This is a genomic window from Bacteroidales bacterium (assembly GCA_016709865.1).
In the GTDB taxonomy this organism is placed as follows: Bacteria; Bacteroidota; Bacteroidia; order Bacteroidales; family VadinHA17; genus LD21.
This window is the reverse complement of record JADJLX010000004.1, coordinates 60,052-78,269: the sequence shown is the minus strand read 5'-3', so window position 1 is coordinate 78,269 and position 18,218 is coordinate 60,052. Positions and strand designations below refer to the sequence as shown.

Sequence of the window (18,218 nt, the reverse complement as noted above, 5' to 3'; positions counted from 1 at the left end):
TTCCTTTAAAAAAAGATGTAAGTTTGTAAATCATTGATAACAGATGACTTTATGAACAGTGGCAGGCTTAATGGTTTATTATTCTTCGTAATCGTCCTGATTCTTGCTGCAGCCTGTGCCAAAATAAGTGCGCCAACAGGAGGTTTACGCGATAAGCAGCCACCGGTAGTCGTGGAAAGTGTTCCTGTGAACAGGGCAGTTAACTTCAACGGGAAAAAGGTTGAAATTACTTTTGATGAATTCGTTACTCTTGATAATATTAATGAGAAGTTCATGGCTTCTCCACCAATGAAGAAGAAACCAAGAGTCTTCATGAAAGGGAAGAGCGTGATAGTTGAATTCGAGGAAAAGTTAAAAGAGAATACTACCTATACTTTCTATTTTCTTGATGCTATTAAGGATCTGAATGAAGGAAACATACTGAATAATTTTCAGTTCGTTTTTTCTACAGGTTCTGTTATCGATTCTCTTTCTGTGACCGGGCATGTATATAATGCAGATGATCTTGAGCTTCCGGAAAAGACACAGGTTATAATGTATGGCTCATTAGCCGATACATCTGTGATAAGACAACTCCCTGATTATATTTCTCGCGTTGATGCTTACGGTTATTTCAGGATTGACAATGTAAAGGAAGGGCAATACAGGCTGTACGCCATTAAGGATGACGATAACAGCAAGAACTACAACAGGACAGAAGAAGAGTTTGCTTTCCTTGATTCAACAATATTTGTTTCTTCAGAAAAGAGCTATATACCTGTTGTTAAAGATACGATCGTTAAGAAACCAGTTACTTCACCTGTAAAAAGCACGACTACGGCAAAAGCGCCTCCAGCTGATGCTCCGCCTCCAGCGCCGGTATTAAAAAGTGAATATCAGCTTTTGTTGTTTTTGGCTAAGAAAAGCGATCATTATTTATCCGGATCCTCCCGGGATACAAAATATCTTCTCTCCTACATTTTTTCACTTCCGCCCGATACAATGAAAATCGACTTTTCAATACCTGAATTTAGCAGCGACAAGTACTTTTTACAGGAGAGCAGAAGGAAGGATACGCTGAAAGTATGGCTTACAGACAGCACTCTATACTCTCAGGCACTTGTTACAACAATTTTAAAATACCCGTTTACCGATACTCTCGGAGTATTGGATTATAAGGTTGATACTGTCCCTATGAGGTTTGTTACACCACGTGCCACAAGAGGAACAAAGAGTGCCGTTCCGTCATTAAAGGTTGAGAGCAATCTTGTGGGAGGAGGGATTAAGCCCGGGCTTAAGGTTATTTTCAAAACAGAAGCACCTTTTATTCAACCCGACACTTCTCTGATCAGGCTTTACGAGATAGCTGATTCAATTAAAAAAAGAATTCCCTATAATTTTGTTTTAGACACTAATAATCCGGCAAGACTGGTATTTAATGCGAAACTCGAACAGAAGAAAAAATACCAGTTTATAGCTGATTCAGCAGCCTTTGGAAACATCCTGAATGAAAGATCTGATTCAATCGGTATAAACTTTACAGTCAGGGATCCTGAATCGTACAGCAAGATGACTCTTAATATTAAAAATTGTCAGGGACCGGCGATTATTGAGTTAATGGGGAATACAGAAAACCTGCTGGCCAGGGAAAAGATTGCAAAAGATGGCAAAGTTGAGTTTCCCCTCCTTGAAAAAGGCTTCTACAGGATCCGTGCGATATATGATCTGAATGGAGATGGTGAATGGACAACGGGTGATTTTATGACCGGGCGACAGCCGGAACCGGTGTCCTATTATAAATCAGAGATTGAAATAAAAGTAGGGTGGGATGTTGTTCAGGACTGGGATCTAAAGGAAAGGAATTATAAAGATGAAAAGTTAAGGGCTAAACCAAAAATAAAATAAAGATTTTAATATATTTAACGGACTATATTTAAAAAATTGAATATGAAGGAAGTTGTAGCAGGCATTGATATTGGAGGAACCAATACTGTTATAGGACTGGTTGACAGATCAGGCAATGTATTGGCTCAAAAAGCTATTAAAACTACCGATTATCCTGAAATCAAAGATTTTGTTTCTGCTTTGGTATCAAACATTCATAAACTTATGGAAAAGATACCCGGACTGAAACTTGCAGGAATAGGAATCGGGGCTCCGGATGCTAACTATAACAGTGGTACTATAGAGCAGGCAACAAACCTTGTATGGAAAGGTATCGTTCCCCTTGTTAAGTATGTAAAGGAAGTAACTGATGTTCCGGTTGCTATTACAAATGATGCCAAGGCAGCCGCAATGGGTGAAATGATTTTTGGCGGAGCAAAAGGAATGAAGAACTTCATTGTTCTTACGCTTGGGACAGGACTGGGTAGCGGCATTGTAGTAAACGGAGAAGTTGTTTCGGGACATTCAGGATTTGCCGGAGAGATCGGTCAGACAATAGTTGTACCGGGAGGGAGAGACTGTGGTTGCGGACGCCAGGGTTGCCTTGAGACGTATGCATCGGCATCGGGACTCGTACGAACTGCGCTGAATATGTTGTGCGAGATGAACGAAGAGAGCAGCCTGAGAGAGATTCCTCCATCACAACTTACATCAAAAATAATCGCTGAAGCCGCGCTGAAAAATGATCCGATTGCTCTTGAAGCAATGGACTACACTGCTGAGATGCTGGGATTCGGGATAGCAAACACTATCGTTTTCACTAGTCCGGAAGCCATATTCCTTTTTGGAGGTCTTGCTCAGGCAGGAGAGGCTCTTTTTGGTCCGGTAAGAGAGTATACAGAGAAGAATGTAATGCCAATATTCAAAGGCACTTATAAGATATTACCATCAGGGATCCCGGAAAGCAATGCAGCGGTTTTAGGAGCAGCAGCGCTTGCCTGGGACGAGCTTAAGTAGTATTAGTTTAGTAATAATTGTATTTTTATTATATTTTTGGTTCTCTAAGTTCCGAAGTAAGACGCCACATCAAAATGAAGAGTGCAGAAATAAAAAAGACGAAACTGAAATCTGCTTATCCAGATCTTAAAGAGATATCTGCCGAACTCGACAGCCTTGTTGATCGTCAGCAGATAGATACCATTAACTGGGCTGAGTACCCGTATACGCCTCAGGTTGAGCTCTCAATCGGATACAGCGATAACGAAATATTTCTGAAGTTTTATGTAACTGAAGAGTACTTTAAAGCGGAGATGACAGAATCGAACCAGAACGTATATGAAGACTCCTGTGTTGAATTCTTTGTATCTCCCGAAGAGGATGGGATATATTATAACCTGGAAATAAACGGAATAGGCACTTGCCTGCTGGGATCAGGAACAGCGAGACCAAACAGTACAAGGGCCAATCCGGAGATCATTTCAAAAATACGGCGTTTATCTTCAATTGGAAACAAACCTGTAAAGGAAAAGGAAGGGAAGTTTTCGTGGACGATTACTGTAGCAGTTCCGTTTAAAGTCTTTTTTCATCATAAAGTAAAAGAGCTTAAAGGAAAGAGCTTCAGGGCGAATTTTTACAAATGCGGCGACAAGCTTAAAGTGCCTCATTATGTTACATGGAGCAGGGTCGGGACACCGAATCCTGATTATCATCAGCCAGACTGGTTTGGAGTATTGAAATTTATTTAATAAATAATTAAGCCATGAGCAGAGAATTTAACAAGGTAGTATTATCATTTCATGCACATCCCGATGATGCCGAAGCATGGAATGCCGGAGTTTTGAAACTTCTAAAGGATAAAGGCTATAAAATAGTTATTGCCACAATGACTTCAGGAGATCTCGGTGGATGTAATATGACTATGGAGGAGACTGCAAGGGTCCGTATTGAGGAGGCGAAAAAAGCCGCCAGGGTACTCGACGCGGAATATTATATGCTTGGAGGTACAGATGGTTTTTTGTTCGACACAAAAGAACTGAGACTTAAGGCAATTTCTCTGATGAGGCAGGTAAAGGCCGGCATAGTTTTTACTCATTTACCGACAGACTATCATTCAGATCACCGTACAACAGCAAATATTGTTGAGACAGCAGCAATGGTATCTTCGCTCGATACGGTTCCGGTTAAGGAGAAATCGCTTGAGGTAACTCCTCTTCTTTATCACTCTTCACCACTCACCCTTTCCGATCCGCTTGGCTCACAGATAGTTCCTCCGCATTTCTTTGTTGACGTTACAACTGCAATTGAGACCAAGAAAAAGATGCTTGAGTGTCATATTTCCCAGATTGAGCTGATGAGGCATATGCATAAGATGAATGATTTCTTTGGTTTTGTTCTTGAAGGAAACCGTAACTACGGGAAAATGGCAGGGGTGGAATATGCGGAAGTATACTGGCAGCATCTTGGAGGAGGGTTCCAGAAAGAGCCGCAGGTTCAGAATGATCTTTCAGAATTTCTTATTAATAAAATGAAGTAGCTATGAACTTAAAAGAGGAAAAATACAAAAAGTATGCTCTGATAAGAGAAATGCTTGAAACCCCTGAGATCATAAGATCTTTCAGTCCTGCTCCTGCAGCAAGATTTGCTGATCCGGTCAAAAAAACCAAAGGATTATTTCTGACAGGAGAGGGCAGCAGCAGGATTTTCCCTGCAAAGAGAGCTATAGCTGCAGCCCTGGGAAAAGGATCATCTTTCCCTGTACTAACTGAAGGATGTACCCAGGCAGGTGAATATAAACTTGACGATTATGCCGTTTTTGCAGCATCCAATTCAGGACAGACAAAGGAGGTAATCCGAATGGTAGTTTCACTGAAAGAAAAAAAGCACTCTGCGGTATTTGGCATGACAGCAAATAAAGCAACCAAGCTTGAAGAGATTGCAGCCGCAACACATGTTCTTGGGTGCGGGAAAGAGAATGCTGTAGCTGCCACCAAATCAGTAGTTGAGCAGGGACTCTTCTATGACGCCCTTCTCCGGAAGGTTGTCGGTGAGAAGATGGAGGGGCTTGATGAGCTGGCGGATAAAACCGAAAAAGCACTTACTCTAAAGATTGATCCGGAAATAACCAGAATGATTCACAATGCCAGTTTTATATATTTTGCCGGAAGAAATAACGGAGTTGCCGAGGAACTCTCTTTAAAGACCATGGAGATAACCAGAAAGAAATCAACATTTCTCGAAGGCACTTTTGCGGTTCATGGTATAGAGGAAGTTATGGATAAGAGTGAGGTATTGATATGGATTGAACCATTCACTCCTGACCAGGAAAAATTTTATGAATGCCTGGTAAAGGTTGTCGGGATGAATATCATAGCTGTTTCAACTAAAAAAACAATATTCCCTACAATCATAATACCTGATGGCGGTGAATATGCAGAATACGTGCAGCTTGCAGCCGGTTGGAACATACTTGTGGAAACCGGAATTTCGCTAGGAATCAACCTCGATAAGCCAACCCGGGCAAGAAAAGTCGGAAATGAATACATTCCGGATTAATCTGAAATCCTTTAACCGCAGAGGACCACAGAGATAAAACATTGAGGACCGCAGAGAGTAATCACTAAATTTAAAAACTCAGCGTTTCTCTGCGTCTTCTCAGCGGAACTCTGCGGTAAAAATTCTTTTTACTCTATTTTTAGGAATACCCACAGGCAAATAATAAATTTGTAAGTACTATATTTACATGTATAAAGATTATATTTTCTAAAAAATGGCAAAGAAAGATGTTGCGGTAGGTATTGATATAGGCGGTACCAATACAGTTTTTGGGTTTGTTGACAGGGAAGGAAAAATTCTCGGGGAAGACCGGATTAAAACCTTCGAATTTGATGAGATTGAGGTTTTTGTAGCTGCTCTCTATGAAAAGATTATGGTAACCGGTAAGAAGATCGGGAATGGAATTAATCTGATAGGCTTCGGAATAGGTGCCCCGATGGGGAATATAAACAAAGGGACAATTGAACATGCTGCCGGGTTACCATGGAAGGGAATAGTCCCGCTGGCAGAGATCTTCAACAGGCATACTCAGCTTCCGGTTGTTGTTACAAACGATGCCAATGCTGCCGCAGTTGGTGAGATGATTTATGGCGGAGCCAGAGGGATGAAAAATTTTGTGGTAATAACTTTAGGAACAGGACTGGGAAGCGGATTTGTTGTTGATGGTAAACTGGTTTACGGACATGATGGTTTTGCAGGTGAGATAGGCCATACCGCTATACGTCCGGGTGAATCAAACCGAGAATGTGGATGCGGAAGAAAGGGATGTCTCGAAACATATGTTTCAGCAACAGGTCTTAAAAGGTCGCTTCTGAAAATAATGGCTGACAGCAATAAACCGAGTGAACTCAGAAAATACAGTTTTGAAGAACTCGATGCGGAAATTATTCATAATGCTGCAAAAAAGGGAGATTATATAGCAAAAAGGGCCTTTACCCATACCGGCAGAATGCTGGGGTTTAAGCTGGCGGATGTTGTGGCACACACGAATCCCGAGGCGATATTTCTGTTTGGCGGTCTCGCCCTGGCAAAAGATCTTATTTTTGAACCTGCAAAAGAATATATGGAAGAAAACCTTCTCAGCATTTATAAGGGGAAGGTAAAACTTCTGGCCTCTGAACTGAGTACCCAGAATGCAGCAGTACTTGGCGCAAGTTCGCTGGTCTGGTCAGCAAAAGAATCATAATATTGAAATTAATACTGACAGATATGGCCAATTTTGGGGATATACTTAATCACATTCTCGGGGTAATTTTCATAATAATTGTTTTTGCCCTCGCATATGCCTATCTGAAACCACACCAGCTTCATAAAAGAAGACTGGTATCAACTCTCTTGCTGAAAATAAGTTATCTGTTATATCTGCTGATTCTTCTTATAATTATTTTTCTCTCGGCACTTGTGAGAGAAGGTCTTGAAGAGGTCTTTTATGGCATCGAGTTTTTCGCCTTCCTGGTAGTACTATTTGTACCTACAATTGGTATTTTTGCCCGCAAACTGGGTCAGTTCAGTAAAAAAAGAGAAGGCTATAATTATTTTTTCTCTGTTGTTAACGTTTTGTCAATAATTGCAATTCTTCTTATGTTTTTCATTTAGGAACATTAAATAACAAAACCATGATTCAGGAACGCTTAATAGGTTATATTGAACAGAGTATCGTAAAAAACTGGGACATTGAGGCTCTTTCAAATTACAGGGAGAAAGGCTATTCCTACAAAGCTATTGCTGAAAGAATACTGAAGCTTCATATCCTTTTCAAAGGTTCAGGCATAAAAGAGGGCGATAAAATTGCTCTTGTCGGACGGAATTCAGCTAACTGGTGCATAACCTATCTTGCTGCGGTTACTTATGGAGCAGTTATTGTACCGATACTCCCTGACTTCAAACCTGAAGACCTTACAAATATTATTAACCATTCTGATTCCAGGTTGCTGTTTGTCGATGATAAAATATTTGAATCATTTGCTGTTGAGAAAATTCCGGAGGTTATTGGAATTCTGTCACTCGACGATTTCAGGCTGATTTTTCCTCGCACAACACCAATTAAAGAGACATTTGCTTCTCTGGAAGAAAGATACACAAAAGCATTTCCTGCCCTGACCAAGGAAAATATTAAGTTTTCAGGGATCTCAAATGATGCACTTGCAGTAATAAGCTATACTTCAGGGACAACAGGATTTTCAAAAGGAGTGATGATCACACATAACAGCCTGGCTGCCAATGTACGCTATGCACAGAAAAACATGCCGCTTGAGTCAGGCGATCCGGTTGTTTCATTTCTGCCGCTGGCTCACACTTACGGATGCGCATTTGAATTTCTCTTCCCGTTTACCTATGGTTGTCATATTACAATCCTGACCAAAACGCCATCACCCCAGATACTTATCCAGGCATTTAAGGAGATAAGGCCAAGACTCGTGCTTTCAGTACCGCTGGTTATTGAAAAAATCTTCAAGAAGCAATTACTGCCTGTCATCAGTAAACCTCATATGAAGATTCTCCTTTCAATACCAGGAGTAAATATAATCCTTCATAAAAAAATAAGAGAGAAGCTTGTCGAAACATTCGGAGGCAAGTTTAAAGAGATAGTTATTGGAGGTGCAGCATTTAATGCCGATGCGGAAAAATTCTTTAAGAAGATCGGATTCAGATTTACTGTTGGCTACGGAATGACTGAATGCGGACCGCTTATAAGTTATGCTTCGTGGGATACAACAAAACCTGGCGCCTCAGGCAGGGCCGTAGACACCCTGGAAGTCACTATTGATTCTCCTGATCCTCAGAATATTGTGGGAGAAATAATCCTGCGGGGAGAAAATGTAACAACTGGTTATTATAAGAATGAGAAGGCTACTGCAGAACTTATAGATGACAAAGGCTGGATGCATACTGGAGATCTAGGTCTTATAGATAAGGAAGGGAATATCTTTATCAAAGGAAGAAGCAAAACAATGATTCTCGGACCCTCAGGCAAGAATATTTATCCGGAAGAAATCGAAGCAGTAATAAATAACAAAAACTATATAACCGAGTCACTTGTTATATCAGTTGACAATAAGCTTGTCGGACTAATTTATCCTGATTTTGAAATGATGAAGAAGGATAATATTTCAGAAGAACAGTTACCGGCTATACTTGAAGAGATCAGGAAAGAAGTAAATGACAGGCTGCCGGAATTTATGGCTGTCAGCAAATTCAGGATTCATCCCGAAGAGTTTGCGAAGACACCGAAGAGAAGTATTAAGAGGTTTTTATATACAAAGGAATAGTATATGCAGTTATACGTTGTAATAGTTGCGGGAGGAAGCGGGAAAAGAATGGGGGCAGAGATTCCCAAGCAATTTCTTGAGCTTGCCGGAAGACCGGTTCTGATGCACACAATTGAAAGATTTAAAGCTTTCGATGAGTCTATTGAGATCATAACAGTTCTTCCTGAAAACCAGCTATTACACTGGTGCGACCTTCAGGAAAAGCATAAGTTTATTGTTCCGCAAACTCTTGTAAAAGGAGGAAATCACAGGTTCTTTTCTGTCAGGAACGGTCTTAAATTTGTAAATACACCCGGCTTGGTTGCTATTCACGACGGAGTGAGACCTTTTGTCAGCATTGATACTATTAAGAGGTGTTTCGAGACTGCTGAAAAACTTGGTAATGCTATACCGGCAATATCTCCAACAGAGTCGCTTAGAATACTCACCGACAAAGGAAGCATGCCTGTGAACAGGTTCCATGTAAAGCAGATTCAGACACCACAGGTGTTCAATGCAGAACTTCTTAAAAAAGCTTATACACAGGAGTATAGTGTAGAGTTTACAGACGATGCAACAGTTCTGGAAAAGACAGGAGAGAAAATAAATATCATTGAGGGAAACCGAGAAAACATTAAGATCACCAATCCTGAAGATCTTCTTATATCCACAGCTCTTCTGCCTATAATCCGCTAGCTCACTGAGCCATCGAGCCGTTATGCCTTTGAGCCGTTACGCCATTGTGCCATTACGCCTTTGCGCCATTATGCCTTTGCGCCTTTGCGCCTTTTTTTGTATCTTGCATAATAATTAAAATCCTAATTATGAAGACCAGAATAATTTCATTCCTTGTTGCTGTGATGATACTTACAGGATGTGCAGAGGTCATGAATTTACTTCAATCGGCGGGTCCGGTTCCGCTTACGGAGGCGGAGGTGATTAATGGATTAAAAGAAGCCTTAATGACTGGGGCAAAGAATTCGGCACAAAGGCTTGCAGCAGAGAATGGCTATTATGGTGATGAGGCAATAAAAATTCTTCTTCCCGATGAGGCAAAAACAATAGTAGACAATATATCCAGGCTGCCCGGAGGAGACAAGCTCATGCAGGATGTTGTTCTGAGAATAAACAGGGCGGCAGAAGATGCAGCTAAAGAGGTAGCTCCTATTTTTGTCAACAGTGTAAAGCAGATGACAATAAAAGATGCATTCAATATCCTTAACGGAGCTGATAATGCAGCAACCGGCTATTTGCGCTCAACAACCTTTTCAGAACTTTATGCCCTTTATAAACCGAAAATTCAGGCTTCTACCGAAAAGAAAATAGTTGCAGGAGTTTCAACTAAAGACTCATGGGTGGCACTTACAGGAAAATGGAACACACTGGCAAATTCTGTTGCCGGAAGGGTTGCAAACCTGAAACCTGTAAATACGGATCTTGATGATTATCTGACCAATAAAGCACTTGCCGGGATGTTTATGAAGGTTGAGCTTGAGGAATTGAAAATAAGAAAAGATGTGTCAGCAAGAGTCTCTCCGATTCTTCAGAGAGTATTTGGAAGCCTCGATAATAAAACTAAATAAGAAGGCTAAGAGATAAGATGTTTGAAAGAAAGGTATTTGATTATAAGGGCCTGGAGGTAAGGATATCGGATCATGCAAATGAAGGGATCCTGGATGTATTAAGTCATGCTGTACAGGGATCCGAAGGTGGTTTAAGATTCTCACTTCAGAATATCGGACCAAGGATTGAGGCGTATAAAGATCAGATCAGATTTGTTTCTTTATATAAGAAGAATCAGATAACAGGTACCGTAGGATCGTGTTTCCGGATTTCAGGTCAGGGTAGATTAAGATATCCTGCTTCATATCTGAGGTATCTTGCATTTCAGTCAACATACCAGTCGGATGTTAACTGGCGAAAACGCAGGAGAGCTGTTATCAAACCGGAGAAAGACGACACATTCAAGCAAAAAACTCTTGAAATATTCAGCAAACCGCATTTACTTGAACTAAAGGATGTTTTTGAAGGAGACAAGCATGTTATGTATGCTTTTGTCGAAAGCATGAATGAGAGATCTAAGAATCTTGTAAACCAGGCCGGATATGAGTACATAAGATCTTTCCTGACTGTTGCATTCAGCAGATTCTCTCCGAAAACCGATTCACGGGTAACTAAACTCAGGGAGGAAGAGAAGAATAAAATGGAATCTCTGTTACTTGAATACTACAAAGATTATGCTTTCTTCAGTACAGATTATGCTTTTTTCGGCAACAGGTATTATGTATTAAAAGAAGAAAATGAGATAATTGCGGGGGTTTGTGCAATACCATCGGTCTACAAAGTATATGATGTACCGGGGATCTGGGGCTGGGTAATGATGAGCATACTGCCTAAAATGCCATATTTCAGGAGACTCTTCAGACCGGGGGAATTTCGATATCTGGTGTTCGATGCAATATATTGTAAACCCGGAAGAGAGAAACTGCTCGCGGATCTTTTTTGAATCGGCATGTGCGGAGGAGGGATTTCATACAGGTCTGACCTGGCTTGACGACAGGAGTCTTCTTTTGACAAGATCAGAACCGGGGTAAAGATGGGGGCACTAAACAGGATGCTTAATGCAAAACCCGGACTGGTATATGCCAGGTTCATTAATCTGACGGATAAGGAGAAGGAGGGCTTTTATGATGCTCCTGCTTATATTTCGGGGTTCGATTTTTCATAATTATATAGATTTATATATTCTTCCTCTGTGGCTCTCTGTGTCTCCTCCGGATTTCCTCTGTGTAATAAATAAATGAAGAACTTACACAGAGCTACACAGAGAAGACACAGAGTTACACAGAGAATGCTACTTAATAATTAAAGACTAACTAATCAATGAAAAATACATTTTCCCTCTTCTATTACTTTTCCTGATTACTTACTCTCTTTCGGCGCAGGAAACCCCTAAAGAAAAAGAGACCAGGATGCAGTGGTTCAGCGATGCCAGGCTCGGGATTTTTATTCACTGGGGAATATATGCCGTGAACGGAATTGATGAATCATGGTCGTTCTATAATGGTTATATCTCATACGACGATTATATGAAACAGCTAAATGGGTTTACAGCTGCTTCATATAAACCAGATGAATGGGCTTCTCTTATAAAAGAGAGCGGTGCAAAATATGCAGTCCTTACTTCCAAACATCACGACGGGGTAGCTCTCTGGGATACAAAAATGGGAGAGCTTAGCGTTGTTAAGAAGACTCCTGCAAAGAAAGATCTTGTTACACCGTTTGTAAATTCATTGAGGAAGAATGGTCTGAAAGTCGGGATTTATTATTCACTGCTTGACTGGTCGAATGCAGACTATCCGAATTTTACAAAGGCTGAAAAGAGATATGAAAATGACTCAATCAGGTGGAAAAGGTTCGACGCTTTTAATCACGGGCAGTTAAATGAACTCGGAAAGAACTTCAATCCTGATCTATACTGGTTTGATGGAGACTGGGAACAGACCGCAGCTAAGTGGAGAGCTCCTGAAATACGAAAAATGATACTTGAAAGGAATCCTGCTGCAATAATAAATTCACGTCTTCAGGGCTATGGTGATTATGCTACTCCGGAGCAGGGACTTCCGGTTACCAGACCGGCTGAAAAGTACTGGGAACTCTGTATGACAATAAACGACTCGTGGGGTACCAGCAGAATGACAAAGAGTTTAAATCTCCGGCACAGGTAATTAGAATATTTGCTGAGGGTCTTTCAAAAGGAGGGAACATGCTTCTCGATATCGGGCCAAGAGCTGATGGTACAATTCCGGCAGAGGAGGTGTCAGTTCTGAAGGAGCTGGGCAAGTGGAACAGAAAGCATGCGGAAGCAATTTACGGAACAGTGGGAGGGCTTCCGGCAGGCTATTTCTATGGACCATCAACAATATCAAAGGACAGTACAATGCTTTATTTATTTATTCATGGCAAACCGAAGGGACAGGTTATGCTGGAGGGGGTGAAGAACAAGATCAACAGGATCTATACTGTCGGGAATGGAACGAAGCTTACATATAAAGAATACCTGAAGCCATACTGGAGTAATAATTCAGGACTCATTTTCATTGATGTTCCGGATTCAGTTCTTGATGAATATATTACTGTTCTGGCTATTGTGTTGGATGGAAACTTCAGCTGCAGAAATAAATATTCTGATATATTTTAATGTTTTTGTTACACAGAGGAAAGCCGGAGAAAGCACAGAGAGCCACAGAGGAAAACAAATCTCTCTGTGTAGCTCTGTGTCTCCTCCGTGTAACTCTGTGTCAGGTCTTCTTTTAATTTTAAGAATTATTAGTATTATGAAAACACGTTACCTTACCACCCCACTCCTGTTAATTGTTTCACAGTCATCAGATTAGGTATGGATGATGAAAGCGACTTTCTGATAGGGTTATTTATTATCTCTCAAGGAAACTGCCAAGAATAGAACCGGCTTCCTTGCCTCTGTTCCCGCCCATTGGGGCGAGAGCACGGATCAGTTTACGTATTGGCATTGACTGCAGCCAGACCTTTCCGGTACCATGCAATGTGGCAAGGAATAAGCCTTCACCTCCGAAGACCATCGATTTAAGGCTTCCTGAAGCTTCAATGTCGAAGTCGATTGAAGGCTCGAAAGCAACAATACAGCCGGTATCAATACGAAGAGTTTCATTATTCAGCTGTTTTTCAATTACAGTCCCTCCTGCATGGATGAAAGCTTTGCCATCACCCTCAATTTTTTGGAGGATAAATCCTTCGCCTCCAAGCAATCCAGCACCGATTCTCTTGTTTAGCGTGATGGAGAGTTTTGTACCGAAAGCAGCACAGAGGAAGCCGTCTTTTTGTACGATAAGAGTGTTCCTGACATCTTTCAGGTCAACAGGAATTATAGTTCCCGGATATGGTGCCGCAAAGGCAACATGGCTTTTATTATAACCATGGTTTGTGAAGTGAGTAATAAAGAGCGATTCTCCAGTGAGGAGCCTTGAACCTGCAGAGAGAAGTTTTCCCATCAGTCCCTGGTTAGGAGTTGAACCGTCGCCCATTTTCACCTCGAAATTAATGCCCTGTTCCATGTAGACCATTGTTCCGGCCTCTGCAATTACTGTCTCTTTCGGATCGAGTTCAATCTCTACAAATTGGATATCGTCGCCGAAAATCTTGTAATCAATTTCATGTGATATCATGTCTGATATTTATTACGTTAATATTTAAAATGCACAAATGATCCCTTCATCTACCCCCCCCCCCGGGGGGCAGGGGAAACCTTTTAATAATATTTGGAATATCGAAATTAAACAATCTGATTGCAGTAAGCAAAATGAATGGATAAAATTATTATTTTTGACGCATCAAAGGGTTGTTAGCTCATCCCGATAGCTATCGGGAGGTTTAGAGCAAACTACCCAATTAGTAATAAATGAAGGGTTGTTAGCTCAGTTGGTTTAGAGCATTACCTTGACAGGGTAGGGGTCACTGGTTCGACTCCAGTACAACCCACAAAAAAAGGGCTCAGTGCACAGAGCCCTTTTCTTTTGCCCTGTGCTCTGTGCCCTGTGCCCTTAGCTTCTTAGGTCTAGATTAGAGTTCGCGGATTTTTATGTTCCTGAACCATACGGGATAACCATGATCCTGGAGGCCAATATAACCCTCTTTTGCGATACCTTCTGTCCAGCCCGGGAATGTTTTGAATTTACTTTTTTCAACTGCGGCATCCCACTCAGGAGTCCAGAGGGTGTATTCAACAACTTTTACACCATTCTGGGTATGAGTTACTTTTCCATCTACAACTTTAATTACAATTGTATTCCATTCTCCGGCAGGCTTAACTGTTTTCGGATCGGCTGCAATCATGTCATAAAGAGAACCTGCAAGATGACTGGCAATCTTATTGTCGGTAGCATCAACGTTATCGAGGACTTGAATCTCTGGAGCTGCGTAGTAAACAGGCTTTCCCGGGACTTCTCTCACATTAAAGAAGATTCCTGAGTTAGCTGCTTTGCTTGCTTTCCAGTCGATAGAGAGTTCGAAATTTTTAAATTTCTTTGAGCCATAAACGATGTCGCCATTTGCACCTTCTCCGGGTTTTTTACCTTCACCGGTGAATACTTTCATAGCATTATCTTCAAGGACCCAGTTTGCAGGCATAGCTGTTCCGTTACACTGGCGCCAGCCGGTAAAATCTTTACCGTTGAATAAAAGAACCCATCCGTCTTTCTTTTCTTTGCCTGTGAGTTTGTTCTGTCCGAATGAAGGGAGAGAGATTAGCAATGCTGCTAATAATGTCAGAATAATGTTTCTTTTCATAATATATTTTATTGGTTTGTTTTCCGATGCAAAATAGTAAAAAAAATTTATAACTGATTCAGAATTCCAGTACACTATATCTATTGTCAAATTTAGGGAAAGTGATCTCTGTGTCTCTCTGTGACTTCTCCGGATTTTTTCTGTGTAATAAAAGAAGACTAAGAACTGACACAGAGTCACACAGAGGAGGCACAGAGCTACACAGAGGTATAAATCACATGAAAAAGCAATTACTAACTGGCATAAATACAAAGAGATACAACAAATGACTAGGAATATAGTCATTTTTATTGCAAAATATTTGCGTGACTATAAAAATAGTCATATCTTTGTTGGGAAGGATTGACAAACGACTTACGACACACGGCTAACGACGCACGGTATTTTGATAATTAATACAAACACAAATGCAGTTAACAAAAGCAGAAGAACAGGTAATGCAGATTTTATGGGACATGGAAGAGGGTCTTGTAAAGGATATCCGCGATAGTTTTGGCGAGCCGAAACCTGCCCGGAATACTGTGTCAACAGTTGTGAGGGTACTTGAGAAGAAAGGGTATGTTGGCCACAAAGCATATGGGAACGTTCATCTCTACCATCCGCTGGTATCGAAAAGTGACTATTCGAAGAGTCAGCTGTTCGGACTGATGGAGGGATATTTCAACAACTCTTTTCCGGCGATGGCTTCATTCTTTGCCCGGGAGAAGGACCTTACACTTAAGGAACTTGAAGAGCTCCTCGAGGATACAAAAAAAGGAATTGACAAAAAATAAGAAACGGAAATAATGGAAGCATTTGCATTTTATCTGCTTAAGTCAGTAATCTGGCTCTCGGGGTTCGCTTTTGTATACCTGCTGTTTCTCCGCAATGAGAGGTTCTTCACCCTTAACCGGTTCTTTTTACTGGCAGGGATAATTGCCTCAATGCTCTTCCCGTTCATCTCAATTCATTATACTGTTATACTGCCGGTTACTGAGAATTTTAGTACAGGCAATATTTCTGTAGCACAAATTGAAAAACCAGAAACTTCAACACTTATTGATTTCGGTTCCCTGATGTTTATACTTTATGCTTCCGGGGCCCTGTTTGTTGTTTATAAAGTTATCAGACAGAGCAGAACTGTAATAAACGTCATTAAAAAAGCTGATGTTAAAGTTCTGAATTCCGTCAGACTGATCCGGACTCCTGAATACACCAATTCGTTTTCATTTTTCTCCTATGTGTTTGTCAATCCTTCAGTTACAGACATTGAAACAGAGGAGATTGTGAATCACGAAATGGCTCATATCAGGCAAAGGCACTGGTTTGATCTGGTGCTTGTTGAGTTGCTTTGTATGTTACAGTGGTTTAATCCTGTTGCATGGATCTATATCAGGTTCATCAAGCAAAACCACGAGTATCTTGCCGATGAGGTGGCGCTGCAGCGCTCTTCCGATCCGGCCATATACCGCGCAACTCTGTTAAATCAGATTGTTGGCTATCCTGTCATCATTCTGGCAAATTCCTTCAATTCTTCAATTAACAAAAAACGATTTATCATGATGAAAAATAAAATAAGTTCACCCTACAGGAAGCTGAAGTTATTACTTATTCTTCCGGTAATTGCTGTTGTATTATATTCCTTTGCCAAACCGGAATATAAATACATCAGCTATGATGAAACCAGCAGCACTGCTTCCCTTTCTTCTCAGGCATCAAAGGAAGTTAAGGGAACAATTGTTAATCCCTCCGGGTTACCTCTGACAGGTGCCACTGTAGTTCTTAAAGGAACAACTATGGGAGTAACCACCGATCCCAGGGGTTTCTTCCAGCTAAAGGATGTTCCTGAAAATGGTATTCTGATAGTATCTTATGTTGGTTTCAAGACAAAAGCGATAAAACCAGTCTTTACAGCCGACATGAAGATAAAGATGGAAAGCGATACAGTAACTCTTAAAAGTATCGGGGTTCCGCCACCACCACCTCCTCCGCCACCGCCACTGTATGTGATTGATGGAAAGGTTAGTGAAAAACATTATAACAGTGTTAAAAAGGAGAATACAGAATCGATAAAAGTTCTTAAAGTTGATGCTGCTATTGCAAAATACGGGGATAAGGCAAAATACGGAGCCATTGAAATTACAACAAAGAATAAAGCCGGGTTAAAGGCAGAAGAGCTCAACGAAAAGAATGCGGAATCAATTCCGCCACCACCCCCGCCGCCGCCGCCACCACCAGCTTCAGAAGTCAGGATAAGAAATACTGACGGATCAGAAGCCCAGCCTCTTATTGTAATAGATGGCATTAATAGGGGGAAAGATGGTCTGAATGGAATTAATCCCGATGATATTGGCAGCATGACTGTTTTAAAGGATCAACCGGCTATTGATAAATATGGTGTTGAAGGCAGAGATGGTGTTATTATAATTACCTCCAAAGGCCATAGGACGACTGGTTTTAACGATAGTTCCAGTTTTAAGGTTACAGGATATGGGCAACAGCAGAAAACATTGCCAGGCGGAGGTCTTAATTACAGGTCACAATACGGAGGCAAGCCTTTACTTTTAGTTAATGGTTTTGAAAGGGATATTGATATTAATGAGATCAGTCCTGATCAAATTGAATCTATCAATGTGAAAAAAAATGATCCGGCTGCTGCATCTTTATATGGTGAAAAGGCAAAAGATGGAGTAATTGAAATCACACTGAAACAAGGGGTTAATCCTAACGATCTGCAAAGGAAGTCCGATTCACAAATCGAAAGTGTTAAAGTAACGGGTTATGGTGTACAGAAAGGGGAGCCTGTTTCCAACAAAGATGTCTTTTTTGTTGTTGAAGAGATGCCCGCTTTCCCGGGAGGAGAAAAAGCACTTCAGTCGTATATTTATAACAATATCAAGGTTATGAAAGGATCGGAGAAAATCTCTGAGCCTGTATTGGTTGTCTTTACAGTTGACAGCAAGGGGAAGGTTCGTGATGCAACGGTCCTGAAAAAGAAGTATCCTGTATGGGAAGCTGAGGCAATAAGGGTTGTTAGCAGTATGCCAGACTGGAAACCGGGTATGCAGCATGGAATACCTGTTGATGTTATGGTGCAGCTGCCAATAGATTTTAGTACAGTTAAGAAATAATATAATTTTCCCGCAGTTCCGATAGCTATCGGAATCGCAGATCAACGCAAACTAAGAACTTACACAGAGTTACACAGAGGAGACACAGAGTTACACAGAGTATAATTCGCGATGGGTGAAG

At 41.0% G+C, this 18,218-nt stretch carries 15 protein-coding genes, 1 tRNA gene and 1 pseudogene; 15 read left to right on the top strand and 2 right to left on the bottom strand.

What is annotated here, in order from left to right; genetic code table 11:
* The first annotated feature begins 51 nt into the window (after positions 1–51).
* From IPJ16_08600 to IPJ16_08545, 12 genes and pseudogenes are all read left to right on the top strand, one after another.
* Positions 52–1,884, top strand: coding sequence for an Ig-like domain-containing protein (locus IPJ16_08600; GenBank protein ID MBK7627235.1), 1,833 nt, complete (start codon positions 52–54; stop codon positions 1,882–1,884).
* Between the two features lie 42 nt (positions 1,885–1,926).
* On the top strand, positions 1,927–2,880 hold the full coding sequence (locus IPJ16_08595; protein MBK7627234.1) for an ROK family protein: 954 nt from the start codon (positions 1,927–1,929) through the stop codon (positions 2,878–2,880).
* Between the two features lie 74 nt (positions 2,881–2,954).
* Entirely contained in the window at positions 2,955–3,608 is a 654-nt protein-coding gene (locus IPJ16_08590; GenBank protein ID MBK7627233.1) for a hypothetical protein, read from the top strand.
* Between the two features lie 14 nt (positions 3,609–3,622).
* The gene (locus tag IPJ16_08585; protein ID MBK7627232.1) at positions 3,623–4,396 is read left to right on the top strand and encodes a PIG-L family deacetylase; all 774 of its coding nucleotides are present in this window, start codon (positions 3,623–3,625) and stop codon (positions 4,394–4,396) included.
* Positions 4,397–4,398: 2 nt separating this feature from the next.
* Positions 4,399–5,415 (top strand): sugar isomerase, encoded by a 1,017-nt coding sequence (locus IPJ16_08580; protein ID MBK7627231.1) that lies wholly within the window; start codon positions 4,399–4,401, stop codon positions 5,413–5,415.
* Between the two features lie 214 nt (positions 5,416–5,629).
* Positions 5,630–6,601: an ROK family protein gene (locus tag IPJ16_08575; GenBank protein MBK7627230.1), complete on the top strand. Its 972-nt coding sequence runs from the start codon at positions 5,630–5,632 to the stop codon at positions 6,599–6,601.
* A 23-nt stretch (positions 6,602–6,624) separates the two neighbouring features.
* Positions 6,625–7,011 (top strand): hypothetical protein, encoded by a 387-nt coding sequence (locus tag IPJ16_08570; GenBank protein MBK7627229.1) that lies wholly within the window; start codon positions 6,625–6,627, stop codon positions 7,009–7,011.
* 23 nt (positions 7,012–7,034) lie between these two features.
* Entirely contained in the window at positions 7,035–8,684 is a 1,650-nt protein-coding gene (locus tag IPJ16_08565) for an AMP-binding protein (GenBank protein ID MBK7627228.1), read from the top strand.
* A 3-nt stretch (positions 8,685–8,687) separates the two neighbouring features.
* Positions 8,688–9,359 (top strand): 2-C-methyl-D-erythritol 4-phosphate cytidylyltransferase, encoded by a 672-nt coding sequence (locus tag IPJ16_08560; GenBank protein MBK7627227.1) that lies wholly within the window; start codon positions 8,688–8,690, stop codon positions 9,357–9,359.
* Positions 9,360–9,487: 128 nt separating this feature from the next.
* The gene (locus tag IPJ16_08555; GenBank protein ID MBK7627226.1) at positions 9,488–10,246 is read left to right on the top strand and encodes a DUF4197 domain-containing protein; all 759 of its coding nucleotides are present in this window, start codon (positions 9,488–9,490) and stop codon (positions 10,244–10,246) included.
* A 17-nt stretch (positions 10,247–10,263) separates the two neighbouring features.
* On the top strand, positions 10,264–11,169 hold the full coding sequence (locus IPJ16_08550) for a hypothetical protein (GenBank protein MBK7627225.1): 906 nt from the start codon (positions 10,264–10,266) through the stop codon (positions 11,167–11,169).
* A gap of 466 nt (positions 11,170–11,635) precedes the next feature.
* Positions 11,636–12,864, top strand: a pseudogene (locus tag IPJ16_08545) (alpha-L-fucosidase).
* Between the two features lie 235 nt (positions 12,865–13,099).
* Here the strand turns inward: IPJ16_08545 and IPJ16_08540 are convergent.
* Entirely contained in the window at positions 13,100–13,867 is a 768-nt protein-coding gene (locus IPJ16_08540) for a TIGR00266 family protein (protein ID MBK7627224.1), read from the bottom strand.
* Positions 13,868–14,105: 238 nt separating this feature from the next.
* Here IPJ16_08540 and IPJ16_08535 point away from each other — a divergent pair.
* Positions 14,106–14,180: transfer RNA gene (locus tag IPJ16_08535), tRNA-Val, on the top strand.
* An 81-nt stretch (positions 14,181–14,261) separates the two neighbouring features.
* Here the strand turns inward: IPJ16_08535 and IPJ16_08530 are convergent.
* Positions 14,262–14,987, bottom strand: coding sequence for a DUF1080 domain-containing protein (locus IPJ16_08530; GenBank protein ID MBK7627223.1), 726 nt, complete (start codon positions 14,985–14,987; stop codon positions 14,262–14,264).
* Positions 14,988–15,394: 407 nt separating this feature from the next.
* On the opposite strand from IPJ16_08530, the gene IPJ16_08525 reads away from it, so the two are divergent.
* Positions 15,395–15,760, top strand: coding sequence for a BlaI/MecI/CopY family transcriptional regulator (locus IPJ16_08525; GenBank protein ID MBK7627222.1), 366 nt, complete (start codon positions 15,395–15,397; stop codon positions 15,758–15,760).
* A 12-nt stretch (positions 15,761–15,772) separates the two neighbouring features.
* Positions 15,773–18,097 (top strand): TonB-dependent receptor plug domain-containing protein, encoded by a 2,325-nt coding sequence (locus IPJ16_08520; protein ID MBK7627221.1) that lies wholly within the window; start codon positions 15,773–15,775, stop codon positions 18,095–18,097.
* Positions 18,098–18,218 lie beyond the last annotated feature (121 nt).